The sequence below is a fragment of the Streptomyces sp. NPDC041129 genome, from assembly GCF_055592265.1.
On record NZ_JBVIYV010000001.1, the window covers coordinates 1,399,021 to 1,414,658 of the forward strand.

Genomic DNA, 15,638 nt, shown 5'->3' on the forward strand with positions numbered 1-15,638 from the left:
GTCGAGGAACTGGTACGCCGCCTCGACCCGCCCCGTGGTCACCGTCCCTCCGCCGTACCGCCGCAGCCCCATCCTCCGCGGTCCGATCCACCTGCGCGTGGACGGCTGACCGGGAGAGCCATGTGCACACCGGCGAGCGACGAGCCCCCTTCCCGATCTCGGGAAGGGGGCTCGAACGGCTCGAAGGTCACGCCGTCCGCCGGAAGTCCGGAGCGGCACGGCCGGCGTCCTCGCTCAGTGCGCGTGACCGCTCGACGCCGGCGCCGGGCCCGCGTTCTTGACCGTCAGGGGCAGCAGCTTCTTGCCGGTGGGGCCGATCTGGATGGACGTGTCCATCTGCGGGCAGACGCCGCAGTCGAAGCAGGGTGTCCAGCGGCAGTCCTCGACCTCGGTCTCGTCGAGGGCGTCCTGCCAGTCCTCCCAGAGCCAGTCCTTGTCCAGGCCGGAGTCGAGGTGGTCCCAGGGGAGGACCTCCTCGTAGGTGCGCTCGCGGGTGGTGTACCAGTCGACGTCCACGCCGAAGGTGGCGAGGGCCTTGTCCGCGCACGCCATCCAGCGGTCGTAGGAGAAGTGCTCGCGCCAGCCGTCGAAGCGGCCGCCGTCCTCGTAGACCGCGCGGATGACGGCGCCGATGCGGCGGTCGCCGCGGGAGAGCAGGCCCTCCACGATGCCGGGCTTGCCGTCGTGGTAGCGGAAGCCGATCGACCGGCCGTACTTCTTGTCACCGCGGATCTTGTCGCGGAGCTTCTCGAGGCGGGCGTCGGTCTCCTCGGCGGAGAGCTGGGGCGCCCACTGGAAGGGGGTGTGGGGCTTCGGGACGAAGCCGCCGATCGAGACCGTGCAGCGGATGTCGTTCGACCGGGAGACCTCGCGGCCCTTCTGGATCACGTGGGTCGCCATGTCGGCGATCTGCAGGACGTCCTCGTCGGTCTCCGTCGGCAGTCCGCACATGAAGTACAGCTTCACCTGGCGCCAGCCGTTGCCGTACGCCGTGGAAACGGTCCTGATCAGGTCCTCTTCCGAGACCATCTTGTTGATGACCTTGCGGATGCGCTCCGAGCCGCCCTCGGGGGCGAAGGTGAGGCCGGAGCGGCGGCCGTTGCGGGTCAGCTCGTTCGCCAGGTCGATGTTGAAGGCGTCGACGCGGGTGGAGGGCAGCGACAGGCCGATCTTGTCCTCCTCGTACCGGTCGGCCAGGCCCTGGGCGATGTCACCGATCTCCGAGTGGTCCGCCGAGGACAGGGAGAGGAGGCCGACCTCCTCGAAGCCGGTCGCCTTGAGGCCCTTGTCGACCATGTCGCCGATGCCGGTGATCGAACGCTCGCGCACCGGGCGGGTGATCATGCCGGCCTGGCAGAAGCGGCAGCCGCGGGTGCAGCCGCGGAAGATCTCGACCGACATCCGCTCGTGCACCGTCTCGGCGAGCGGCACGAGGGGCTGCTTGGGGTAGGGCCACTCGTCCAGGTCCATGACCGTGTGCTTGGAGACACGCCACGGGACGCCGGACCTGTTGGGGACGACACGCCCGATACGGCCGTCGGGGAGGTACTCCACGTCGTAGAACGCGGGGATGTAGACGCCGCCCGTCTTCGCCAGGCGGAGGAGGACCTCCTCGCGGCCGCCGGGGCGGCCCTCCGCCTTCCACTCGCGGATGACGCGGGTCATGTCGAGGACGGCCTGCTCGCCGTCGCCGATGACCGCCGCGTCGATGAAGTCGGCGATCGGCTCCGGGTTGAAGGCCGCGTGGCCGCCGGCCAGGACGATCGGGTCGTCCAGGCCCCGGTCCTTCGACTCCAGGGGGATCCCGGCCAGGTCCAGCGCCGTCAGCATGTTCGTGTAGCCCAGCTCCGTGGAGAAGCTGAGACCGAACACGTCGAACGACTTCACCGGGCGGTGGGTGTCCACGGTGAACTGCGGGACGCCGTGCTCACGCATCAGCGCCTCGAGGTCCGGCCACACGCTGTAGGTGCGCTCGGCGAGGACGCCCTCCTGCTCGTTGAGTACCTCGTAGAGGATCATGACGCCCTGGTTGGGCAGTCCGACCTCATAGGCGTCCGGGTACATGAGCGCCCAGCGGACGTCGCACTCGTCCCAGTTCTTGACGGTGGAGTTGAGCTCTCCGCCGACGTACTGGATCGGCTTCTGCACGTGGGGGAGCAGAGCTTCGAGCTGCGGGAAAACCGACTCGACAGGCATCTCGCGAACCTTCATGAGCTGACAGGGGTGACCATTCAGCGTAACCCGCGCGGAGGGCTCCCCCGTACGCTCAGACGGACGCCCTCGACTTGATCTTCGCCCAGCGGCCGGGCAGCTCGGCCTCCGCCGCTGCCGCGCGCTGCTCCTCCCGGCCGTACAGCAGGCCGTAGGTGAAGGTGCTCTCCCCCGCCGCGTGGGCGACCGCGGCGAGCTCACGCAGGGTGTGCCGGGCCATGACGCTGTCCTGGTGGTCGCCCAGCAGGGAGGTGAGGGACTTCATGGACTTGGCCAGGGATGTGGCCGGGGCGCCGAGGGCCGGGATGGCGGCCTCCGCTGCGTAGCGGGTGCGTTTGGCCTTCTTGCGGGCCTCGTGCAGGGCGACGTCGCGTTCCTGGCCGGGTGGCAGGTCGAGCGCGTGGGTGATCAGGCGGGCGACCTTGGCGAGGTCCTTGCGTACGGCCTTGGCGAGCACCTTCGCGGGCTTTCCGGCGGCCTTCCCGCGCAGTGGCGGGTCGGCGAGGAGGGCGTCGAGGGTGTCGAGCAGGGCCTGCTGGCGGGCGGAGTCGAGGATGGCGATGAGATGGCCGCGGGCGCTGCCGTGCCGGGCGTCGGCCCAGGAGGAGAGCCGGCGGGACACGGGGCCGAGGACCAGGTCGGCCGGGAGGTCGTCCAGGGCGGTGGTGAGGCGCTCCGCCAGTACTTCCTGGTCGCGGTCGGCGCCCAACTCGCCGGCCAGCCATTTCAGCTCGGCGGCGACCGGGGTGGTGACGGCGGGGTCGAGGACCGTGCGGAAGGTGCGGAAGGTGCTGCGCATACGGCGGGTCGCGACCCGCATCCGGTGGACGGAGTCCGGGATGTCCCGGCGGACGGCGGGTTCGCGGTCGAGGATCTCGTCGCGCTGTGCACGCAGGTAGGCGAGAACGTGGTCGCCGGCGGTCACGGGCGGTGCGGGCTTGGCGGACCGGGTGCGGGTGCCGCCGGTCTGCTCCAGCGCCCGGGCCAGCTTGGAGGGTGAGGTGGACGGCCGGACGCCCGCCTTGCGCAGGCGTTTGTCGACCTTGTCGAGGAGGGCCGGGTCGGCGTCGTCGGCCAGTTCCACCTCGATCTCGGTCCACCGGGTGGTGCCGCCGGCCCGGTTGAGGCGTTCGGCGGTGACGGTGTCGACGCTGGCCTCGGCCAGCAGTGTGCCGTCGGCGTCGACCAGGTGGCGTACGTCCCGTGCGGAGCGTAGCCGGACGACGGGGACCAGTTCGGCGCCCCGGACGCGGGAGCGGACCAGGGCGGCCAGTTCGTCGGGGACGGTGTCGGACAGCGGTGCCCTGATCTCGTCGCGGACGCCGGGGGCGACCGGGAATTTCAGGTGCCAGCCGTCGTCCGAGCCGCCGGTGCGGCGGCGCAGGGTGAGGGAGGCGGCGGCCAGGCGTTCGTCGGCGGTGTCGTAATAGGTGGCGTCCAGCTCGACCAGGCCCTTGTCGAGGACGTCCGCCACCTTGCCGGCGCCTGTCAGGTCGGGCAGCCGGCCCTCATCGGATTCGTACTTGCGCTCGATCTCGCGTTTCGTATCCGCCATGAACAGAATCTAGCCGCGATGGGCCTGCTCAGTCCCCCTTTCGTGCGGTCGGTTCATGCGGACATCGGACGTTGCACCTTGATGGACTGCAGGAGGCCGATGGCGATCCATACCGCGAACATCGACGTGCCGCCGTAGGACACGAAGGGCAGGGGCAGGCCGGTGACGGGCATGATGCCGAGGGTCATGCCGATGTTCTCGAAGGCCTGGAAGGCGAACCAGGCGATGATGCCGGCGGCGACGATCGTGCCGTACAGCTCGGTGGAGTCGCGGGCGATGCGGCAGGCGCGCCACAGCAGGATGCCCATGAGGACGATTATCAGTCCGGCGCCGACGAAGCCCAGTTCCTCGCCCGCGACCGTGAAGACGAAGTCCGTCTGCTGTTCGGGGACGAACTGGCCGGTGGTCTGCGAGCCGTGGAAGAGGCCCGCGCCGGTGAGGCCGCCGGAGCCGATGGCGATGCGGGCCTGGTTGGTGTTGTAGCCGACGCCGGCCGGGTCGAGGTCCGGGTTGGCGAAGGCGGCGAAGCGGGCGATCTGGTATTCGTCCAGGACGTGCAGCTGCCAGACGGCGATCGCGCCGACGGTGCCGGCGGTGATCAGGCCGAAGACCCAGCGGTTGGAGGCGCCGGAGGCGAGCAGTACGCCGAGGATGATGACCACCATGACCATGACCGATCCGAGGTCGGGCATGAGCAGCACGATGAGGATGGGTACCGCGGCCAGGCCCAGGGACTGCAGGACCGTGCGGTGGTCGGGGTACTTCTTGTCGCCGGCGTCGACGCGGGTCGCGAGCAGCATGGCCATGCCCAGAATGATCGTGATCTTCACGAACTCCGAGGGCTGCAGTGAGAAGCCGCCGCCGAGCACGATCCAGGAGTGGGCGCCGTTGACGGTGGAGCCCAGCGGGGTCAGCACGGCGAGGATGCCGAAGACGGACAGGCCGTAGAGGATCGGCACCGCGTTGCGCAGGGCGCGGTGGCCCAGCCAGAGAGTGCCGATCATCAGGGCGAGCCCGATGCCGGTGTTCATCAGGTGCCGGAGCAGGAAGTAGTACGGGTCGCCCTGGTTGATCTCGGTGCGGTTGCGGGTGGCCGAGTAGACCAGCAGCGAGCCGATCCCCGAGAGGGCGAGTGCCGACAGCAGTATCGGCCAGTCGAGCCGGCGGGCCAGTGAGTCGCGGGCGAAGAGTCTGGTCCAGCCGGCCCGCTCGGGTCCGTAACCGGAGACGGAGAAGCTGTTGGCGCTGGTCATGTGGGCATCCTCCGGCTTCCCCTCCCGCGGTGGCGCCTGCGGGTGTCGCGGTTGCCCGTGGTGGGCGAGGGCGAGGTGGCCGGGGTCTGGCCGTCGTCGTTGCTGGGATTGTCCTTCTGGGAGGCCTCGACGTCCTTGGCCGGGTCGCCGGCGACCTTTGGGGAGGCGATGGTGCCGTCGGTGCGGACCTTGGGCAGGCTCTTCTGCGGTTCGGGCAGCAGTGCCTTCTTCTTGTCGATGGAGCCGTCGCCGCCGACGCCGTAGAGCGCGCTGTAGATGTTGCGCACGGCCTCACCGGAGGCTCCGGAACCCGTACCGGCCTGGGCGATCGTCATGATCACCGTGTAGTCCTTGGAGTAGGTGGCGAGCCAGGAGGTGGTCTGCTTGCCGTAGACCTCGGCGGTGCCCGTCTTGGCGTGCAGCGCGATCTTGTCCTGGGGCCAGCCGCCGAACTTCCAGGCGGCGGTACCGCGGGTGATGACGCCGGCGAAGGCGTCGTTCATGCCCGCGAGGGTGGCCTTCGAGACCGGCAGCCTGCCGTTCTTCTTCGGCTTGATCTCCGTGATCTTCTTGCCGTCCGCGCTGACGATCGCCTTGCCGATGGTGGGCTGGTACATGGTGCCGCCGTTGGCGACGGCGCCGTAGATCGCGGCCTCCTGGATGGGGGTGACCAGGGTGTCGCCCTGTCCGATGGAGTAGTTGATCGAGTCGCCCTCGCGCATCTTGTTGCCCTCGAGGCAGTTCTCGTACGCGATCTTCTCGACGTAGCTGCCGTCCTTCTTGCCGGACTTGCACCAGGCGTCCTTGTTCGCCTTCCAGTAGTCCAGCTTCCACTGGCGGTCCGGGACGCGTCCGGTGACCTCGTTGGGGAGGTCGACGCCGGTCTCCTTGCCCAGGCCGAACTGGTGGGCGGCCTTGTAGAAGTAGTCCTTCGGCTTGCCCTTCTTGGGGTTGATGCCGCCGTCGCGCTTCCACTCCCTGTCGGCGAGACCGTAGAAGACGGTGTCGCAGGAGACCTCGAGGGCGCGGCCGAGGGAGATGGGGCCGAAGTTCTCGCCCTCGAAGTTCTTGAAGACCTGGCTGCCGACGGAGTAGGAGCTGGTGCAGGGGTAGCGGCCGTCGAAGGGGTAACCGGCCTCGACCGCGGCGGCCGTGGAGACCACCTTGAAGGTCGAGCCGGGCGCGGCCTGGCCCTGGATGGCCCGGTTGAGCAGCGGGTAGTCGGAGTTCTTGCCGGTGAGGGCCTTGTAGTCCTTGGCGGAGATACCGCCGACCCAGACGTTCGGGTCGTAGGTCGGTGCGGAGGCCATGGCCACTATCCGTCCGGTCTTGGCCTCCATGACCACGACGGCACCGGAGTCCGCCTTGTAGTTCTCGCCGGTGATCTTGTCGTACTGCTGGCGGGCGACCTTCATCGCCTTGTCCAGCTCGTACTCGGCGACGCGCTGCACCCTGGAGTCGATGCTGGTGACCAGGCTGGAGCCGGACTCGGCCGCGTCGGACTGGGCCTTGCCGATGACCCGGCCGAGGTTGTCCACCTCGTAGCGGGTGACGCCGGCCTTGCCGCGCAGCACCTTGTCGTACTGGCGCTCGAGGCCGGAGCGGCCGACCATGTCGGAGCGCAGGTAGGGCGAGTCGGTGTCCTTGGCCTTCTGGATCTCCTCGTCCGTGACCGGTGAGAGGTAGCCGAGGACCTGGGAGGTGTTGGACTTGCCCGGGCCCGGGTAGCGGCGCACGGCCTCCGGCTCGGCGGTGATGCCGGGGAAGTCCTCGGCGCGCTCGCGGATCTGCAGGGCCTGCTTGGCGGTGGCCTCGTCCGTGATCGGGATCGGCTGGTAGGGCGAGCCGTTCCAGCAGGGCTGCGGGGTCTCCGCGTCGCACAGCCGGACCTTGCTCATGACGTCGGCGGGCTTCATGCCGAGGACGCCGGCCAGCTTGGTGAGGACGGCCTTGCCGTCGTCCGCCTGCTTGAGCAGGTCGGTGCGGGAGGCGGAGACGACCAGGCGGGTCTCGTTGTCGGCGAGCGGCACGCCCCGGGCGTCGAGGATGTCGCCGCGCACGGCGGGGTCGACGACCTGCTGGACGTGGTTGCCGGACGCCTCCTTCTGGTACGCGGCGCCCTCACGGATCTGCAGGTACCACAGGCGGCCGCCGAGGGTGCCGAGGAGGGAGAGGACGAGGATCTGGATGACGACGAGGCGGATCTGGACCCGTGGGGTCCGTCCGGTCTCGGGAATGTTGGTCACTGCGGCTGTCTCCCCCTCTCAGTGCGCTGACGTCTGGGCGCTGACGAATGATGAACGATCCGCCGGTGCGGCGCCGTTCCCCCGGGATCGCCCCGTTCGGGTGAACTCTGCTGCCTTCACAGCCGCTTGACCCCCTTGATGCGGCCGACCCTGGTGGAGCGGGTGCGGGCCTTGGCCTTCAGGGCGCCGAGTCCGCGCTGACCGCCGAGGCGCAGACCGGTGCCGGAGGAGAGCCAGCCGGAGGAGATGTCGCCGGCCTTGGCGGCGGGGCCGGTCTCGGCGAGCGGGTCGTTGTCGGCCCGGCGGGCCAGCCACATGATCGCGGGGACCACGAAGGGGGCCAGCAGAAGGTCGTACAGTGCGGCCGAGAACAGCAGCCCGGTCAGGCCGACATGGCGGGCGGCGGTGTCGCCGACCAGGGCGCCGACGCCCGCGTACAGCAGGGTGGAGCCGACGGCGGCGGCGACCACGACGGCCATCGGGCCGGTCGCGGACTTCAGCCGGCCGCTCTCCGGCTTGACGAGTCCGGCGAAGTAGCCGATGACGCACAGCACCAGGGCGTAGCGGCCGGCCGCGTGGTCGGCGGGCGGGGCGAGGTCGGCGAGCAGTCCGGCGCCGAAGCCGACGAGGGCGCCGCCGACGTGGCCGTACACCATGGCGAGGCCGAGGACGGTGAGCAGCAGCAGGTCGGGGACGGCGCCCGGCAGGTGCAGGCGGGCGAGAACGCTCACCTGGATCACCAGGGCGACGACGACCAGCGCGATCGAGAGCAGGATCCGGTTGAGGCGCATGGGGATTCAGCTCCTACTGCTGCTGCTCGTTGGTGTCGGGCGTACCGGCCGAGGGGCTGACCGTGACGGTCACGGTCGGCGTCGGTGTCGGCTTGGGCTTGGTCGGCAGGACCTCGTCGCGCGGGTCCCGCTTCGGGCCCTGGACGACCACGCCGACGACGTCGAGCTTGGTGAAGCCGACGTACGGGGTGACGTAGAGGGTGCGGGTGAGGCCGCTGCCGGAGGGGTCGATCCGGGAGACCACACCGATCGGGACGCCGGGCACGAAGGGCTTGTCGGCCTGGGAGCCGAAGGTGACGAGCCGGTCGCCCTTCTTCACCTCGGCCTTGCCGTTGAGGAGTTCCACCCGCAGCGGGCGGTCGCCCTGGCCGGAGGCGAAGCCGAGTTCGTCGCTGCTCTCCATGCGGGTGCCGACGGTGAAGTCGGGGTCGTTGGCGAGCAGGACGGTGGCGGTGTCCGGGCCGACGGTGGTGACCCGGCCGACGAGTCCGTCACCGTTCAGCACGGTCATGTCCCGCTCGATGCCGTCGTTGGCGCCGGCGTCGATGGTGATGGTCCAGGAGAAGCCCTGCGCCGACCCTATGGCGATGACCTGGGCGCCCTTGATGCCGTACTGGCCCTCGCCGGCGATCTTCAGCATCTTGTCGAGCTGGTTGAGGCGGCTGCGGTTGCGGTCGTCGCTGCCGAGCTTCGCCTTGAGGGCCGCGTTCTCCTTCTCCAATGTGGCCAGCCGGTCGTGGCGGGTGCCGGAGTCGCGGACGGCGGAGACGGCGTCGCCGACCGGGTCGACCGCTGAGGACAGCCCGTTCTCGATCGGGCCGAACGCCGCCGCGGCGGCCTGCCGGGCGCCGTCGACAGGGGAGTTCCGGCCCCCTCGGATGTCCACCGTGATCAGCGCGAACGCGATGGCGATCAGCAGGACCAGGAGCAGCCGGCTCTCTTTCGTGTCCCTCACGTGCGGCGGCCGTGCCCTTCCTCGAGTGGAATTCTGGGACCCCCGGTGGTGCGCCCGTGGAGAAGCGCAAATCCTGGGGGCCCAATTGCGGGAGCTTGTGCCTCTATGTCAACGACCCGCCGTACGAGAGGGATCGTCCCGTACGGCGGATTCGGGCAGTCCTGTCATCGCCGGGGCTGGGCGTCCAGAACCTGCTGGAGCGCCTCGAACTCCTCGACGCACTTGCCGGAGCCGAGCGCCACGCTGTCCAGCGGGTCCTCGGCGATGTGGATCGGCATTCCGGTCTCGCGCCGCAGCCGCTCGTCCAGGCCGCGCAGCAGGGCGCCGCCGCCGGTCAGCACGATGCCCCGGTCCATGATGTCGCCGGACAGCTCCGGCGGGCACTTGTCGAGGGTCGTCTTGACGGCGTCGACGATGGCGTTGACCGGTTCCTCGATGGCCTTGCGCACCTCGGCGGCGGAGATGACCACGGTCTTCGGCAGCCCGGAGACCAGGTCGCGGCCGCGCACCTCGGTGTGTTCGTCGGCGTCGAGCTCGTACGCGGAACCGATCGTGATCTTGATCTGCTCGGCCGTGCGCTCACCCAGAAGGAGGCTGTACTCCTTCTTGATGTACTGGATGATCGCGTTGTCCAGCTCGTCGCCCGCGACCCGGATGGACTGCGCGGTGACGATGCCGCCGAGCGAGATGACCGCGACCTCCGTGGTGCCGCCGCCGATGTCCACCACCATGTTGCCGGTGGCCTCGTGGACCGGCAGACCGGAGCCGATCGCGGCCGCCATGGGCTCCTCGATGATGTGCACCTGACGGGCGCCGGCCTGGGAGGACGCCTCGATGACGGCGCGGCGCTCGACGCCCGTGATGCCCGAGGGCACGCAGACCACGACCCGCGGCCGGGCGAGGTACCGCCGCTTGTGGATCTTCAGGATGAAGTAGCGCAGCATCCGCTCGGTGATCTCGAAGTCGGCGATCACACCGTCCTTCAGCGGACGCACGGCGACGATGTTGCCCGGCGTGCGGCCGATCATCTTCTTCGCTTCGGCACCGACCGCGAGGATGCCACCGGTGTTGGTGTTGATGGCGACGACGGACGGCTCGTTGAGCACGATGCCGCGACCCCTGACGTACACCAGCGTGTTGGCGGTCCCGAGGTCGACAGCCATGTCACGGCCGATGAACGACATTGAGTTCCCCATCCGGATTCATCTGGCCTTCCTGGGCTTTTGAGGGCATATCAGGTCGGCGAGGCGGGTGCTGTGACGTGAAGGCTTCCATCGTAAACGCGCCTGCACGAACACTGCGCGAGGGTCTCCGCCATTGTCATCAGATGGCGGGCCGCCCCGCTTCTGGAGACGGCCCATCGGGGGCACACGTTCCCCCGATCGGCAACGCATATGCCGAAGGACGGCCGAAAAGGTACGGCCGTCCCAGGTCAGGGCTCCGAGTGGAACTGACGCCCCCTCAGAAAAATTCGCGGAAATTCCGCCAGGTGGCGGCTCAGGCACGGCCCGGGAAGAAGATCTTCACCTCGCGCTCGGCGGACTCCTCCGAGTCGGACGCGTGGATCAGGTTCTCCCGGACGATCACGCCGTAGTCGCCCCGGATGGAGCCCGGCGCTGCGGCGATCGGGTCGGTCGGGCCGGCCAGCGCGCGCAGCCCCTCGATGACCCGCTCACCCTCGACGATCAGCGCCACGACCGGGCCGGAGGCCATGAACTCCACCAGCGGCTCGTAGAAGGGCTTGCCCTTGTGCTCGCCGTAGTGCTGCTCCAGCGTGTCCTGGTCCAGGGTGCGCAGCTCCAGCGCGGTGATCTGCCAGCCGGCCTTGCGCTCGATACGGCTGATGATCTCGCCGGTCAGGCCGCGACGGACGGCGTCGGGCTTGAGGAGGACGAGGGTGCGCTGGCTCACGAGGGGCTCCTTACGACTGACATGTGCGGTGGCACGAGGTTACAGGGCGTGTCCCCGCCGCCGTTACGCAGCGTCAGGTGTAGAGGGGCCCGGGTCCGCGGACTCCCCCTGGGCCGCGAACCTGGCCTTCGCCTCGTCGACCTTCCGCCCGTAGTGGACCGACGCCCACCACAGGGCGGCGAACACCGCGCCCATGAAGTACATCGTCGGGACGAAGACGCCGGAGGCGATCAGGGCGAGCTGCAGCGCCCAGCCGAGGGCGACGCCGCCCGGCCGGGTCACCATGCCGCACAGCAGCAGGCACAGGACCATGGCGATGCCGCTGACCAGCCACACCGTGGACGTGGACAGGTCCGGGTCCTTCATGGCCACGAGACCGGCGAACCCGATGACGAAGAACTCGCCGATCAGCGTCGATGAACAGAGCGTACGCACGACGGACTCCTCAGCCCTTTCCCAGGAGCAGGCGGGCCTCGCCCACCGTGATGACCGAGCCGGTGACCAGCACCCCGCCGCCCGCGAACTCGCCCTCCTCCTCGGCCAGCGTGATCGCGGCCTCCAGGGCCTCCGGCAGCCGCGGCTCGACCTGGACGCGGTCCTCGCCGAACACCTCGACGGCGATCGCGGCCAGCTCGTCCGCGTCCATGGCGCGGTGGCTGGAGTTCTGGGTGACGACGACCTCGGCGAAGATCGGCTCGAAGGCCTCCAGCAGCCCGCGCACGTTCTTGTCGCCGCTCGCCCCGACCACGCCGATCAGCCGGCTGAAGTCGAAGGCCTCCCGCACGGCCTCGGCGGCGGCCTCGGCGCCCGGCGGGTTGTGGGCGGCGTCCAGGACGACGGTGGGCGAGCGCCGTACGATCTCCAGGCGCCCCGGCGAGGAGACGGCCGCGAAGGCCTTGCGCACCGCGTCGATGTCCAGCCGCTCCGCGCGCTGCGCGCCGACCCCGAAGAACGCCTCCACGGCGGCGAGCGCCACGGCCGCGTTGTGCGCCTGGTGGGCGCCGTGCAGCGGGAGGTAGACCTCCTCGTACTCACCGCCCAGCCCGCGCAGGGTGAGGAGCTGACCGCCGACGGCGATCTGCCGGGCGGCCACGCCGAACTCCAGGCCCTCGCGGGCCACGGTGGCGTCGACCTCCACGGCCTTCTTCAGCAGCACCTGCGCCGCGTCCACCGGCTGCTGCGCCAGGATCACGGTCGCGCCCTGCTTGATGACGCCGCCCTTCTCCCCCGCGATCTCCCCCGGCGTGTTCCCGAGCCGGTCGGTGTGGTCGAGGCCGATGGGGGTGATCACGGCGACGTCGCCGTCGATCACGTTGGTGGCGTCCCAGGAGCCGCCCATGCCCACTTCCACGACGGCCACGTCGACCGGCGCGTCCGCGAAGGCGGCGTAGGCCATTCCGGTGAGCACCTCGAAGAAGGACAGCCGGTACTCCTGCGAGGCGTCGACCATCTCGATGTACGGCTTGATGTCCTGGTACGTCTCGATGAACCGCTCGGCGGAGATCGGCGCGCCGTCCAGGCTGATCCGCTCGGTGATCGACTGCACGTGCGGGCTGGTGTAGCGGCCGGTGCGCAGGTCGAAGGCGCCGAGCAGGGCCTCGATCATGCGCGCCGTGGAGGTCTTGCCGTTGGTCCCGGTGATGTGGATCGAGGGGTATGAGCGCTGCGGCTCGCCGAGGACGTCCATCAGCGCGGCGATCCGGTCGACGGAGGGCTCCAGCTTGGTCTCGCCCCAGCGGGTGGCCAGCTCCGTCTCGACCTCGCGCAGGGCCCTGTCGACCTCGGGGTCCTCCGGCCGGGCCGGTACGTCGGCCTCGGGCGGGCCCCCCTGGGTGCGCAGGGTGCGGCTGCCGGCCTCGATCACGGCGAGGTCGGGGTCGCGGGTGGTCTCGGCCTCGATGATCTCGTCGAAGCCGTCGAGGGGGTCGGGGGTGTCGCTGGTGCCGGGGTGGTCGCTCACGGTGCCAGTCTACGGAGGCGCGGTGACATGGGTGGGCGAAGGCCCCCGGAGCTGTGGAGTTCCGGGGGCCTTCGGCTGCCGTTCACGCCGGTCGCCGCACTGGCGCCGGGCGCGTCGCTACGCCTGCGGGAGCCTGTCCAGCTGGGCCTGGATTCGGGTGATGTCCTCATCGGCCTTGGCGAGGCGGGTGCGGATCTTGTCGACCACGTTCTCCGGGGCCTTCGCCAGGAACGCCTCGTTGCCGAGCTTGGCGGTGGACTGGGCCTTCTCCTTCTCGGCGGCGGCCAGGTCCTTCGCCAGACGCTTGCGCTCGGCGGCCACGTCGATGGTGCCGGAGAGGTCGAGGGCGACCTCGGCGCCGGCGACCGGCAGGGTGGCCGTGGCCGTGAAGGACTCGCCCTCCGGCTGCAGGCGCAGCAGCTGGCGGATGGCGGCCTCGTGCGGGGCCAGCGCCGTACCGTCCAGGGTCAGCCGGGCCGGGACCCGCTGCCCGGGCTGGAGGCCCTGGTCGGCGCGGAAGCGGCGGACCTCGGTGATGACGGACTGCAGGGTCTCGATCTCCTGCTCGGCCGCGCGGTCGCGGAAGCCGCTGTCGGCCGGCCACTCGGCGATGACGACCGACTCGCCACCCGTGAGGGTGGTCCACAGGGTCTCCGTGACGAACGGGACGACGGGGTGCAGCAGCCGGAGCGTGACGTCGAGGACCTCGCCCAGGACGCGCTTGGAGACCTCGGCCGCCTCGCCGCCCGCCTGGAAGGTCGTCTTGGACAGCTCGACGTACCAGTCGAAGACCTCGTCCCACGCGAAGTGGAAGAGGGCGTCGGACAGCTTGGCGAACTGGAAGTCGTCGTAGAACGCGTCGACCTCGGCGACGACCGAGTTGAGCCGGGAGAGGATCCAGCGGTCGGTGGCGGACATCTTCGCCGGGTCCGGCAGCGGGCCGTCCACCGTGGCGCCGTTCATCAGCGCGAAGCGGGTGGCGTTCCAGATCTTGTTGGCGAAGTTGCGGGAGCCCTGGACCCAGTCCTCGCCGATGGGCACGTCGACACCGGGGTTGGCACCGCGGGCGAGGGTGAACCGGAGGGCGTCGGAGCCGTACTTGTCCATCCAGTCCAGCGGGTTGACCGCGTTGCCGAAGGACTTCGACATCTTCTTGCCGAACTGGTCGCGGACCATGCCGTGCAGGGCGATGGTGTGGAACGGCGGGGTGCCGTCCATCGCGTAGAGCCCGAACATCATCATCCGGGCGACCCAGAAGAAGAGGATGTCGTAGCCGGTGACCAGGACGGAGTTCGGGTAGAACTTCGCGAGGCTCTCGGTCTGTTCGGGCCAGCCGAGCGTGGAGAACGGCCACAGGCCGGAGGAGAACCAGGTGTCGAGGACGTCGGTGTCCTGCTTCCAGCCCTCCGCCTCGGTGCCGGGCGGCTGCTCGTCGGGGCCGACGCAGACGACCTCGCCGTTCGGGCCGTACCAGACCGGGATGCGGTGGCCCCACCACAGCTGCCGCGAGATGCACCAGTCGTGGAGGTTGTCGACCCAGTCGAAGTACCGCTTCTCCATCTCCTGCGGATGGATCTTGACCTTGCCGTCGCGGACGGCGTCGCCGGCGGCCTTGGCCAGCGGGCCGACCTTGACCCACCACTGCATGGACAGGCGCGGCTCGATGGTGGTCTTGCAGCGCGAGCAGTGGCCGACGGAGTGGACGTAGGGGCGCTTCTCGGCGACGATCCGGCCCTCGGCGCGCAGCGCGGCGACGATCGCGGAGCGGGCCTCGAGGCGGTCCAGGCCCTGGAAGGGGCCGTGCGCGGTGATGACGGCGTGCTCGTCCATCACGGCGATGGCGGGCAGGTCGTGACGCCGGCCGATCTCGAAGTCGTTCGGGTCGTGGGCCGGGGTGACCTTGACGGCGCCGGTGCCGAACTCGGGGTCGACGTGCTCGTCCGCGACGACCGGGATGGAGCGGTCGGTCAGCGGGAGCCTGATGAGCTTGCCGACGAGGTGCTTGTAGCGCTCGTCCTCGGGGTGGACGGCGACGGCGGTGTCGCCGAGCATGGTCTCGGCACGGGTGGTGGCGACGACGATGGTGTCGTGCCCCTCCCCGTACTTCATGGAGACCAGCTCGCCGTCGTCGTCCTGGTACTCGACCTCGATGTCGGAGATGGCCGTCAGGCACCGCGGGCACCAGTTGATGATGCGCTCGGCGCGGTAGATCAGCTCGTCGTCGTAGAGCCGCTTGAAGATGGTCTGGACGGCCTGCGAGAGGCCCTCGTCCATGGTGAAGCGCTCACGCGACCAGGCGACGCCGTCACCGAGGCGGCGCATCTGGCCGGAGATCTGGCCCCCGGACTCGCCCTTCCACTGCCAGACGCGCTCGACGAAGGCCTCACGGCCGAGGTCGTGGCGGGACTTGCCCTCCTTGCCCAGCTCGCGCTCGACGACGTTCTGGGTGGCGATACCGGCGTGGTCCATTCCCGGCTGCCACAGCGTCTCGAAGCCCTGCATGCGCTTGCGGCGGGTCAGGGCGTCGATGAGCGTGTGCTCGAAGGCGTGGCCCAGGTGGAGGCTGCCGGTGACGTTAGGCGGCGGGATGACGACGGTGAACGGCGGCTTGTCGCTCTTCGCGTCCGCCTCGAAGTAACCGCGCTCCACCCAGCGCTCGTACAGCGGCCCCTCTACATCGGCCGGCGCGTACTGGGTCGGCAGTTCGGAGTCGGGCGCGGGTGGCTGCTGCTGAGCGTTCTCGGTCACGGGGGTCA

The 15,638-nt window shown here is 69.9% G+C and carries 11 protein-coding genes; all 11 read right to left on the reverse strand.

The annotated features are described in order from the left end of the window. Window positions 1-234 precede the first annotated feature (234 nt). Entirely contained in the window at window positions 235-2,196 is a 1,962-nt protein-coding gene (locus ACZ6B1_RS06100) for a TIGR03960 family B12-binding radical SAM protein (RefSeq protein ID WP_468775384.1), read from the reverse strand. A 70-nt stretch (window positions 2,197-2,266) separates the two neighbouring features. Further along, window positions 2,267-3,766, reverse strand: coding sequence for a CYTH and CHAD domain-containing protein (locus ACZ6B1_RS06105; protein ID WP_468775386.1), 1,500 nt, complete (start codon window positions 3,764-3,766; stop codon window positions 2,267-2,269). Window positions 3,767-3,819: 53 nt separating this feature from the next. Continuing rightward, the gene (gene rodA, locus ACZ6B1_RS06110; protein WP_468775388.1) at window positions 3,820-5,019 is read right to left on the reverse strand and encodes a rod shape-determining protein RodA; all 1,200 of its coding nucleotides are present in this window, start codon (window positions 5,017-5,019) and stop codon (window positions 3,820-3,822) included. Beyond that, a complete protein-coding gene (gene mrdA, locus ACZ6B1_RS06115) occupies window positions 5,016-7,265 on the reverse strand; it encodes a penicillin-binding protein 2 (protein ID WP_468775390.1) in 2,250 nt (749 codons plus the stop codon). Before mrdA ends, rodA begins: the two co-directional genes overlap by 4 nt. A 116-nt stretch (window positions 7,266-7,381) precedes the next feature. Then, window positions 7,382-8,056, reverse strand: a complete 675-nt coding sequence (mreD, locus tag ACZ6B1_RS06120) for a rod shape-determining protein MreD (protein ID WP_468775392.1) — start codon at window positions 8,054-8,056, stop codon at window positions 7,382-7,384. A gap of 13 nt (window positions 8,057-8,069) precedes the next feature. Further along, entirely contained in the window at window positions 8,070-9,011 is a 942-nt protein-coding gene (mreC, locus tag ACZ6B1_RS06125) for a rod shape-determining protein MreC (protein WP_468775394.1), read from the reverse strand. Between the two features lie 164 nt (window positions 9,012-9,175). Next, window positions 9,176-10,195, reverse strand: a complete 1,020-nt coding sequence (locus tag ACZ6B1_RS06130) for a rod shape-determining protein (protein WP_116151120.1) — start codon at window positions 10,193-10,195, stop codon at window positions 9,176-9,178. 313 nt (window positions 10,196-10,508) lie between these two features. Further along, window positions 10,509-10,922: a nucleoside-diphosphate kinase gene (ndk, locus tag ACZ6B1_RS06135; RefSeq protein ID WP_104780585.1), complete on the reverse strand. Its 414-nt coding sequence runs from the start codon at window positions 10,920-10,922 to the stop codon at window positions 10,509-10,511. 63 nt (window positions 10,923-10,985) lie between these two features. Beyond that, window positions 10,986-11,357 (reverse strand): DUF4233 domain-containing protein, encoded by a 372-nt coding sequence (locus ACZ6B1_RS06140; RefSeq protein WP_468775396.1) that lies wholly within the window; start codon window positions 11,355-11,357, stop codon window positions 10,986-10,988. Window positions 11,358-11,367: 10 nt separating this feature from the next. Further along, on the reverse strand, window positions 11,368-12,882 hold the full coding sequence (gene folC, locus ACZ6B1_RS06145; protein ID WP_468775398.1) for a bifunctional tetrahydrofolate synthase/dihydrofolate synthase: 1,515 nt from the start codon (window positions 12,880-12,882) through the stop codon (window positions 11,368-11,370). 117 nt (window positions 12,883-12,999) lie between these two features. After that, window positions 13,000-15,630: a valine--tRNA ligase gene (locus tag ACZ6B1_RS06150; protein ID WP_468775400.1), complete on the reverse strand. Its 2,631-nt coding sequence runs from the start codon at window positions 15,628-15,630 to the stop codon at window positions 13,000-13,002. Window positions 15,631-15,638: the final 8 nt, after the last annotated feature.

Coding starts and splice junctions, on each gene's coding strand:
- ACZ6B1_RS06100 (WP_468775384.1), bottom strand. CDS start 2,196: ATGCCTGTCGAGTCGGTTTTCCCGCAGCTCGAAGCTCTGCTCCCCCAC.
- ACZ6B1_RS06105 (WP_468775386.1), bottom strand. CDS start 3,766: ATGGCGGATACGAAACGCGAGATCGAGCGCAAGTACGAATCCGATGAG.
- rodA (WP_468775388.1), bottom strand. CDS start 5,019: ATGACCAGCGCCAACAGCTTCTCCGTCTCCGGTTACGGACCCGAGCGG.
- mreD (WP_468775392.1), bottom strand. CDS start 8,056: ATGCGCCTCAACCGGATCCTGCTCTCGATCGCGCTGGTCGTCGTCGCC.
- ACZ6B1_RS06130 (WP_116151120.1), bottom strand. CDS start 10,195: ATGTCGTTCATCGGCCGTGACATGGCTGTCGACCTCGGGACCGCCAAC.